The organism is Salinicola sp. RZ23, assembly GCF_003206675.1.
Classification (GTDB): Bacteria; Pseudomonadota; Gammaproteobacteria; order Pseudomonadales; family Halomonadaceae; genus Salinicola; species Salinicola endophyticus.
This window is the reverse complement of sequence record NZ_PZJK01000008.1, coordinates 38,249-47,290: the sequence shown is the minus strand read 5'-3', so window position 1 is coordinate 47,290 and position 9,042 is coordinate 38,249. Positions and strand designations below refer to the sequence as shown.

General features: G+C 58.2%; 7 protein-coding genes. 3 read left to right on the top strand and 4 right to left on the bottom strand.

Features of this window, described 5'->3' with window-relative positions; all coding sequences use genetic code 11:
* Together DOM67_RS09325 and DOM67_RS09320 are read left to right on the top strand one after the other, a co-directional pair.
* A partial coding sequence (locus DOM67_RS09325) for a DUF2345 domain-containing protein (protein WP_157958823.1) occupies positions 1 to 829 on the top strand: 829 nt, incomplete at its 5' end.
* A complete protein-coding gene (locus DOM67_RS09320) occupies positions 826 to 3,027 on the top strand; it encodes a hypothetical protein (protein ID WP_110675373.1) in 2,202 nt (733 codons plus the stop codon). The genes DOM67_RS09325 and DOM67_RS09320, both read left to right, overlap by 4 nt.
* 53 nt (positions 3,028 to 3,080) lie before the next feature.
* Here the strand turns inward: DOM67_RS09320 and DOM67_RS09315 are convergent, their stop codons facing one another.
* From DOM67_RS09315 to DOM67_RS09300, 4 genes are all read right to left on the bottom strand, one after another.
* Positions 3,081 to 3,986 (bottom strand): SUMF1/EgtB/PvdO family nonheme iron enzyme, encoded by a 906-nt coding sequence (locus DOM67_RS09315; protein WP_110675372.1) that lies wholly within the window; start codon positions 3,984 to 3,986, stop codon positions 3,081 to 3,083.
* Positions 3,987 to 4,128: 142 nt separating this feature from the next.
* A complete protein-coding gene (locus DOM67_RS09310; protein WP_157958822.1) occupies positions 4,129 to 5,049 on the bottom strand; it encodes an SUMF1/EgtB/PvdO family nonheme iron enzyme in 921 nt (306 codons plus the stop codon).
* 250 nt (positions 5,050 to 5,299) lie between these two features.
* Positions 5,300 to 6,634, bottom strand: a complete 1,335-nt coding sequence (locus DOM67_RS09305; RefSeq protein WP_110675370.1) for a deoxyguanosinetriphosphate triphosphohydrolase — start codon at positions 6,632 to 6,634, stop codon at positions 5,300 to 5,302.
* Between the two features lie 135 nt (positions 6,635 to 6,769).
* Positions 6,770 to 7,633 (bottom strand): oxaloacetate decarboxylase, encoded by an 864-nt coding sequence (locus DOM67_RS09300; RefSeq protein WP_110675369.1) that lies wholly within the window; start codon positions 7,631 to 7,633, stop codon positions 6,770 to 6,772.
* Positions 7,634 to 7,907: 274 nt separating this feature from the next.
* Here DOM67_RS09300 and DOM67_RS09295 point away from each other — a divergent pair, with 274 nt between their 5' ends.
* Complete coding sequence (locus DOM67_RS09295) at positions 7,908 to 9,017, top strand: cobalamin-independent methionine synthase II family protein (RefSeq protein ID WP_110675368.1); 1,110 nt, start codon at positions 7,908 to 7,910, stop codon at positions 9,015 to 9,017.
* Positions 9,018 to 9,042: the final 25 nt, after the last annotated feature.

The following is a 9,042-nucleotide window of genomic DNA, read 5'->3' as shown; positions in this document are numbered from 1 at the left end:
CGCCGACGCCCTCGAGGCCCGCGAGCATCTCAAGCAGGCCGGTGAAGACGCCGACGACCGCTACGGCAATAGCGAACAGCTTGCGGATGCTGATCAGAGCAATGCCCGTGGCGCCACCGATAGCGGCGGCCGTGGCGAAGCGGCACGCATGAAAGCGCCCTGGCTGCATATGGCCTCGCCCGCCGGCATCACGATGAGCACGCCGGAATCGACGCACCTGGCCCAGGGCCGCTCGCTGAGTGTCTCCAGCGGTGAGGACGTCAACCTGGCCACCGGCAAGAGTCTGGTCGCCTCGATCTCCGAGAAGATCTCGCTGTTCGTCTATCGTGCCGGCATGAAGCTGTTCGCCGCCCGCGGCAAGGTCGAGGTGCAGGCGCAGGATGGAGAGATGGCCTTCACCGCGGAGAAAGGCGTCCAGGTGACCTCCACCGAAGGGCGTATCGAAGTCCAGGCCGAGAACGGCATTCTGTTGCAGAGCGGCGGCGGTTATATCCGTATCGAAGGCGGCAATATCGAGGTGCACTGCCCGGGTGCTGCGGACTTCAAGGGAGCACAGCACAACTTCGGTGGGCCGACGAGTCTTAGTCGGACCCAACCCGAGCTACCTGATGCGCAGGGGCCATTCGAAGAGTTCTTCACACTGAAGGACAAGGAGTCGGGCAAGCCTCTCGCCCATGCGCGTTATCGCGTGTCGACCGCCGAAGGACGGGTCATGACAGGGCGCAGCGATAGCGAAGGGAAAACCCAGAAAATATTCACGAGCAAACCTGAGGAAATTCAGGTGACGATACTGGATCGGTTCGACGACGCCGAGGGAGAACTGTCATGAGTCAGGTCGTTAAAGCCGACGGCAATACTCAGACCAGCAACAAGAGCAAAGGCCAGGACGCCTATCACGCGCCGGCGGGTCAGCTTTTCTATATGGTCGGCAAAGGTACGATTCTCGCTGTGCCCCGCGAAGATATGCCGGATCTACTCACTGAAATGCGTCTGCTCGAAAGCGTCGTCGAGTCCCAACAGAAGGCGACGAGCCATCTCAAGAGCTGTCAGGACAAGTATATTCAGATCAAACAGGGCGACTACTTCAAGCCCGAAGATCGCGTCGTGCTGTCAGAATCGGATAGTGCCGAAAAGCTAGAGAGCGAAGTCGTCAAGGCGCAGTCTGCACTGGACGAAGCGAACAACGCGCTCATCGAGCAGATAGCACCGCTGACACAGCTCAGTGACAACACCAACCACATCAGCGAACTCATCCCCATCCAGCGGCGCGGCGGCCACGCGTCTGCCGTGGGCTTCAAGATGACCTACGTTCGCTCACAGAAAATCCAGAATCACTGGAGGAAGTATCGGTTGACCTCTCAAGCCGATACGACGGGCGGTGATGACAGCGTGATCACGCAGGGCAAGGTCGACTGGAAGAAGCTGAAGCAGCAGCTCACGGATATCAGTGGAAGCACCTCGATAAAGACGGACATTCCGTGGTTCGACGACTGGATGAAGCTGGAAGATCAGCATAAGGAGCTCTTCCAGTGGAGCGAGCACATCAACGAAAACCTTCAGGTCGCCCGTTCCTATCAGAGTGGTGGCGAGCATGACGTGGACAGCCTCAAAGTCGATCTCAGCGCGGAAGCGCAACTGATGCGATGGTCCTACGGGGCGAGCGGTCTCAGCGGTGAAGCCAACCCATTCAAGAAAAAAGGCGCCATCAAGGCCAGCGGACACGCAGAGCTGATGCTGGCGGAGGCCAAGGCATCCATTGACTGTTACGAGCCGCCGGGCGGATACATGATGGCCTTTGCGGGCATGAATCTTGGCATGCTGCGCTCTCACACCATTCTGAGCGTGGCCGGCGGCATCGGCGCCAGTATCGCCGCAGAACTCAATATAGATGCGGAGTTCAACGGCAGCGGCGCCAAGATCAAGGGCGTCAGGGGCTCCTCCAAGGGTAAAGATATCCCAGGAAAGCAAACCGTCGATATGTCGCGACCCGACACTAGTAAGGGTGGCGAACTTGGTGCCTTTATCGGCGGTCAGCTCGAAGCCACCGTGGCAGGACAGGTCGAGTGGAAAAGCCCAGAGAGCGAGAAATTCGAGCCGTTTGCGAAAATTGCTCCGGCCATCGCAGGTCAGATCGGCATCGGTGGCGAGGCCACACTCAAGATATCTTATCAAGGTGGGAAGTTTCGAATATTTGCCAGAGCGGCGCTCTGCTACGGCGTTGGTGCCAAAGGCAAGCTAACACTAGAAGTTGATGCGACACTGATCTATGAATTTGCAAAGTGGGTAACCTATCAGCTTAAAAATATTAACTACAAGAAGCTGGATTTCATCGATGAAGTCACCTTTGAAGCCTTATCAAACATGCTAACCTTGGCAGTACAGACCGGAAGAGACATCAAAGAGTTCATGTATGACTCTGCATTAGAAATCCAAAACACTGCAACAGAAATGTTATCAGCCTTAGAGTCAAGCATTGAAGCGGCCAGCGAGCGAGGCGAACTTGTTGAAAGAATTAATGCCAACCCCGATATATTGCGCTACACCACACCCGATTCCAAAGGGGCGCTCTTATACCGATTAATGCAAAGAAACGCCTTTGACAACCTAGACACTTCCAACCGCACGACTGACATTACAGACAGAAACTTTTGGCGCTTCGGCTACATGACCCAAAGAAAGCGAGCCATAATAAGAACATTTACGTGGATACAATCACAAGAAGAATATCACAGCGTAATAAAGAGGATAAAATCTAGCCAAACCGAGAAAAACCTTACCGTTGAAGAGGGGGAACACAAACTGTTGAGATTTCTGGCCCTTGGCGAAACGGGTTGGTGGTCTAGCCACTATGCAGACAACTTGAAAAGATTCTACAACTCATTACGCCCAACGGCATCAAAGGGCGAGCCAATAGTTCGCAATGACATGACAGAATACCTGACGCAACTAGAGACATCTCCCAGCTTTGAAAGACCTTGCTTTAACAACACTTTGTGCGAACCTTTCAAAGAAACATACCGGGCCTAATAAAAATTGCGAGCAGGCAGCAGTCTGCTCGCAAACTCAACAGCTCAAACCTATCACTTTTCAGCGGAATTCAAAACGCACCTAAAAGTATTGGTAGACACCGGCCCCTTAGATAAATAAGGATTGTTTTCAAGCTTCAAACCGGGATCAGCGGGACGCCTATTAACGGTCAAAAGAGCAGTATCGCTTTCCCCGAGAGCTCCACCTCTACGTACCTTTTTCTCGCCCTTCTCAGGTCCCTTAGGGTTACGCTCGGGAGAGTTAGCGTAATAATCTTTAGAATACCAATCCTGAACCCATTCAAAACCATTCAAACCCATTTGATAAACACCAAGCGGGTTTGGCGGATACTTACCGACAAAATAAGGAGAAAAATGGTCTCCCGCTGGTGTCGCACTCTCTCTTTCCTCAACAGTCGGATAATTCACACCGGGGCTTAGTGTCCCGTCATTTGTGGCATAGGGCAAAAACTCGCCGCGACTCCGCGCAGCATACTCCCACTGTGCCTCTGTCGGCAGAGAAAAAGGCTCTCCGCTTTTTTCTGCAAGCCATTGGCAGTAATCATTAGCTTGATACCAGTCTACTCCTGCTGGAACATTGGGCGCTCGATACTTGGCGCTTGTGCCATCCTCGTTTATTTTCTTTTTGCCTGCCACTTGCGTATAGGTGTCATAGTCGGCATAAGACACTTGACGCTCAGAGATATAGAAGCTATCAAGAGTCACTTTGTGCAATTTTTTATTGTCGTCGTAAACACTATAAGGTAGGCCACCTGTTTTCGGGTCAATTGGACCAAAGTCCCCCATCTGGAAGGTGCCACCCTCGACACGGACAAGCTCGTCTTTCGTCTTCTTGATCAGCGCATCGACCGCGTCTTGATTTTTTGAATCAGCCTGACCATCGCCACAGGCAACCAAGCTCAAAGTCGATAGCGCCAACAAAATGAACCGAGACTTCATAGATAATTCCTTTTTTTCCGAAACCTTTAGCTATCACATGCCGCGCAACACCCGTCACGTGAGCTTGTAATCAATCCCATGCAGGTCAATTATAGTACCGTAGGAAGCCTTGCAAATCGAACACCAAAGCCAAACCGCCCCACTACCTCAGACTTTTTTCATTCAACACACAACGAAAAGTGTATGGTGCCGCTGTTCCCTTATCACCATCCGCAGCAATCAAATCAGGTTTCCGATGATAGCGCTCCATCGTTAATGCCGCACCCCAGCCCTCACCATGGGGCAGCCCCCTGACAACCTTATCCTCTCCTTGCTTCGGTCCTTGAGGGTTGTCTTTAGGAGAATCATGATAATAATCAGCCTGATACCAGTCTACAACCCAGGAATATCCATTATCTCCCATCTGATAGAGACCAAGCGGATTCGGAGGGTATAACTTGACTGGATATGGTGCTGCACTAGTCAAATCTCCTGCATTTGTAGCCTTCCCTACATCTTCCTCGGTAGGAATGCTTTTCCCTTTCTCTAGCGTTCCTGTACTGGTGCCGTAAGGTATAAACTTCCCACCCGAACGCGCCGCGTATTCCCATTGCGCCTCTGTCGGCAGAGAAAACGGAAGAGAGGTTTCCTTGGCAAGCCAATCGCAATAATCCTTGGCCTGATACCAGTCCACACCCGCGGGGACATCATCCTGGCGGAACTGCATCTCGAACTGATTAGCGCTATTAATCTTGTCTTTACCCGTCGCCTGAGTATAGATATCGTAATCGGCGTAGGTCACCTTGGTCGGCGACATATAGAATGTATCCAGCGTAACCTTATGCAACGGCTTGTTGTCTTGATCCGCGCTATAGGGCAACCCCTTGTCGCTGCCTTTTAGATTGGGATCGACCGGCCCGAAGTCTCCCATCTGAAAGGTGCCACCCTCGACACGGACGAGCTCATCTTTGGTCTTCTTGATCAGTGCATCGACCGCCTGCTGGTTTTCCGGATCAGCGTTGCTCTGCCCGCATGCTGTCAGAGAGAGTGATATTATCGCTGCCAGTATCGACCAAGGTTTCATGAGCGCCTCGCGCTTCCGATATCGCCAACATGATGCCATATAAGATGGCACGGTAGAGGGCAAAACTGTCAATACCGGTAACGGCGGGCGGTGACGGTCATGTCACCCGGTGATATGTTCAAGAAGCACTAAATTTAATGAGCAGGTACCAAGGGAGAGGCGATGCCCTTGGGGGTGAGAGCAACGCCGCGGCTTCTGAGGCACTCGCTGAGGCCGAGACGGCAGGACGTTGCGCCCTGCCACGTCTCCCTCAATCCCCCTTGAGGCGGCCGCCCATCTCCTGGGCGAGTTCGACCGCGTAGTGGTCGGTCATGCCACCGATGAAGTCGAGCATGCGGCGGTAGCTGGCGTAGAGCGACCAGGAGGGTTTGGGGGTGTTCTCACCGATCAGCGCCAGCACGCGCTGGTGCTTGAAGGATGACTGGCCGGTGTGGTGCAGCTCGTGGGCGGCGCCGATGAAGGCTTCGAGCAGGATGCCCAGGGTGGTGTAGGCGCCGATCTCCAGCTTGGCCTTGCGCTCGTTCTGGAAGATGCGCTCGCGCGCGAGCTGCTTGGCCGCGGCCACGCCCCAGGCCAGATCCGGGTGGCACAGTTCGAGCAGGTCGTCGGTCAGGGTGCCGTTGAGCAGCGCCTGCTCGTGCTGGACGAACACATCGCCGACCTCGTTGACCGCGCGCTCCATCGCCGCTCCGCGCAGGGCAGCGATACGGCGGCGCTGGGATACCCCCGCCTCCTGCATTCCCGGATAGCCTTTGGGCGGCTCTCCGGCGATCTGCAGCAGCACTTCCGCGACTTCATCGAAGCGCAGAATGCCCATCTCCAGGCCATCTTCAAGGTCGAGCAGCGCATAGCAGATGTCATCGGCAGCCTCGACCAGATAGGCCAGCGGGTGGCGGCACCATTTGGAGTCGCCAGCCGGCTTCATGCCGAGACGATCGACCACCTCGGCCAGCAGAGCTTTCTCCGACTGGTAGCAGCCGAACTTGCCCATCTTGCCGCCGTGCTCGACCGTCCACGGATACTTGAGCAGCGTACCCAGGGTCGCCGCCGAGAGCCGCATGCCGCCGCGGAACTGGTTGTATTCGATCTGGGTGACGATGCGAAAGCCCTGCGCGTTGCCTTCGTAGGTGAGCAGGTCAGCACGCTCGGCCTCGTCCAGCCCATCGAGCAAACCGCCGCCCTGCTGCTCGGTCCACTTGAACCAGTCGCGGATGGCGTACTCGCCGGCATGGCCGAACGGCGGGTTGCCGATGTCGTGCCCCAGACAGGCCGCCTGCACGATCACCCCCAGATCTGCCGGGCTGACCCACTCGGGCAGACGCTCGCGTAGCTGTTCGCCGACGATCATGCCCAGGCTGCGGCCGACGCAGCCCACCTCCAGCGAGTGAGTCAACCGGGTGTGGATATGATCGTTGTCGGTGAGCGGGTGCACCTGGGTCTTGCGCCCCAGACGCCGGAAAGAACCGGAGAAGACGATGCGGTCGAAGTCCTTGTGGAAAGGACTACGCCCCACCTCACCACGTGAGGTGCGGGCGTCGTGCAGGCGCACAGGGTCGAGCAGGCGCTCCCAGTGCATGGCGGTCATCGGTGTCTCCCGTTGTGCGGCATCGTGTGAGAGCGGCCTAGGCGGCGTACGAAACTAGCATGCCGCCACGCGGCGGCGAAGCCAAGCCGGCCGCGTTGTTGGCATCAGCCACTGGGCGTCAGGCATCGAGTGCCTTCACTCTTTGACATCCATGTATTCACGCGCCCAGATGCGGTACTCCTCCAGGGTGGAGTAGCGGGTGGAGAGGCGCGAGGCATCGAGGTCGTTGGTGGCGATATCGCGCTGCTCGCGCAGGCAGTCGTAGGTCGCCTTGATCGCGGCGAAGTAGGCGGCGTGGCCGTTGACCACGATGCGCACCCCGAGCTTGGCCAGGCGGGCACGGTCGCGCAGTGCCGGGTTGTCGTAGGTAACCAGCATCAGCGGCACGGTCACCACCGAGGCCAGCGTCTCGAGGTGGTCGAAATCGCGCACACCGACCAGGCAGATGGCATCCACCCCGGCAGCCTGATAGGCACGAATCCGCGCCACGGCGGCATCGTCATCGAGCTGACCGGCGTTGGTGCGGGCGATGATCGCCATCGCCGGGTCGATACGCGCCTCGAGCGCAGCACGCATCTTGCCCACGCCCTCCTCGACCGGAATCAGGTCGGTGGACTTGTGGCCATACTGCGCCGGCAGCAGGGTGTCCTCGATGGTCAGGGCCGCCACCCCGGCACGCTCCAGCTCGGTGATGGTGCGCATGACATTGAGCGCGTTGCCGTAGCCGTGGTCGGCATCGGCGATCACCGGCAGCCGCGCCACGCGGCCGATCCGGGTCGCCTGCTCGACGAACTCGCTCAACGTGATCAGGGCGAAGTCGGGCGCCGCCAGCACCTGCAGCGAGGCCACCGAGCCGCCCAGGATACCCACCTCGAACCCCAGGTCGGCGGCGATACGCGCCGACATCGGATCGAACACAGAGGCGGTGTAGTAGCACTCATCCTGGGCCAACAGTTGGCGGAAGGCGTTGCGCAGATCGTGCTGGGAAGGTGTCGTCACGAAAGACTCCTGTCATGTCGCCCCGCGCCTCGAATCACGCGCGGTGGTAAAGGATGAAAAGCGAACGGGCGCGCGGTCGCGCGACGGGCTGGCTCAGGCTGCCGGCAATTCTACCACTAAAGTCTTACCACCAGACGTCAGCCACGGTGAATAGCGACCCAAGTTGAGCGCGCTGCATGATCGACTTGAGGCGCCTTCATTGGTATCAGTCGTACTGATCGCCCACTATTAGCAGCCTTAGCATGCCGTCGCCTCACTACCGGAGAAAAATGCCATGTCACAAGCGCATCCCCCATTCCGAGCCGATATCGTCGGCAGTTTCCTGCGTCCGGCCGCGCTGAAAACCGCCCGCGCCCAGTATCACCAGGGCGAGATCGATGCAGCCGCGCTCGCCGCAGTGGAGGATCGTGAAATCCGGCGAGTGGTCGAACAACAGGAGGCGGCTGGCCTCGGCGTGGTGACCGACGGCGAATTCCGCCGCGCCTGGTGGCACTTCGATTTTCTCGAACAGCTCGACGGTGTCACCGGCTTCGTCGGGGATCAGGGTATCCAGTTCCAGGGCATCCAGACCGGCGCCAAGCAGATCCGGGTCGACGGCAAGGTCGGCTTCAACCCCGACCATCCGATGCTCGGGCACTTCCGCTATCTGGCCGACGTGGCCACGGCGATGCCCAAGATGACCATCCCCAGCCCCAGCGTGCTGCACTTCCGCGGTGGCCGCAAAAAGATCGACAGTGGCGTCTATCCGAGCCTGGACGCCTTCTTCGCCGATACCGCCGATGCCTACCGCGACGCGGTGCATGCCTTCTACGCTGCCGGCTGCCGCTATCTGCAGCTCGACGACACCGTGTGGGCCTACCTCTGCTCGGAGAAGGAGCGCGAAGCCGCCCGCGCCCGGGGTGACGACCCGGATCGACTGCAGGCGATCTACGCCGAGATGCTCAACCACGCCCTCGCCGACAAGCCCGACGATCTGTTCGTCTCGCTGCACGTCTGTCGCGGCAACTTCCGCTCCACCTGGATCAGCGAAGGCGGCTACGAGCCGGTGGCCAAGACGCTGTTCGGCCAGGTCGGCGTCGATGCCTGGTTCCTGGAGTATGACAGTGATCGCGCCGGCAGCTTCGACCCGCTGCGCTTCGTCCCCGAGGGCCATCAGCAGGCGGTGCTCGGTCTGGTCACCACCAAGGTAGGCGATCTCGAGGACCCCGCCGGCGTGCGTGCCCGGCTCGACGAGGCCAGCCGCTTCGTCGCCAAGTCGCAGCTCTGCCTGAGCCCGCAGTGTGGCTTCGCCTCCACCGAGGAGGGCAACGACCTGGCCGAGCAGGCACAGTGGGACAAGGTGCGCCTGGTGGTGGATCTGGCCCGCGACTACTGGGGCGCCTGAGCCTTCGGCACGGTCTGAAACGTAC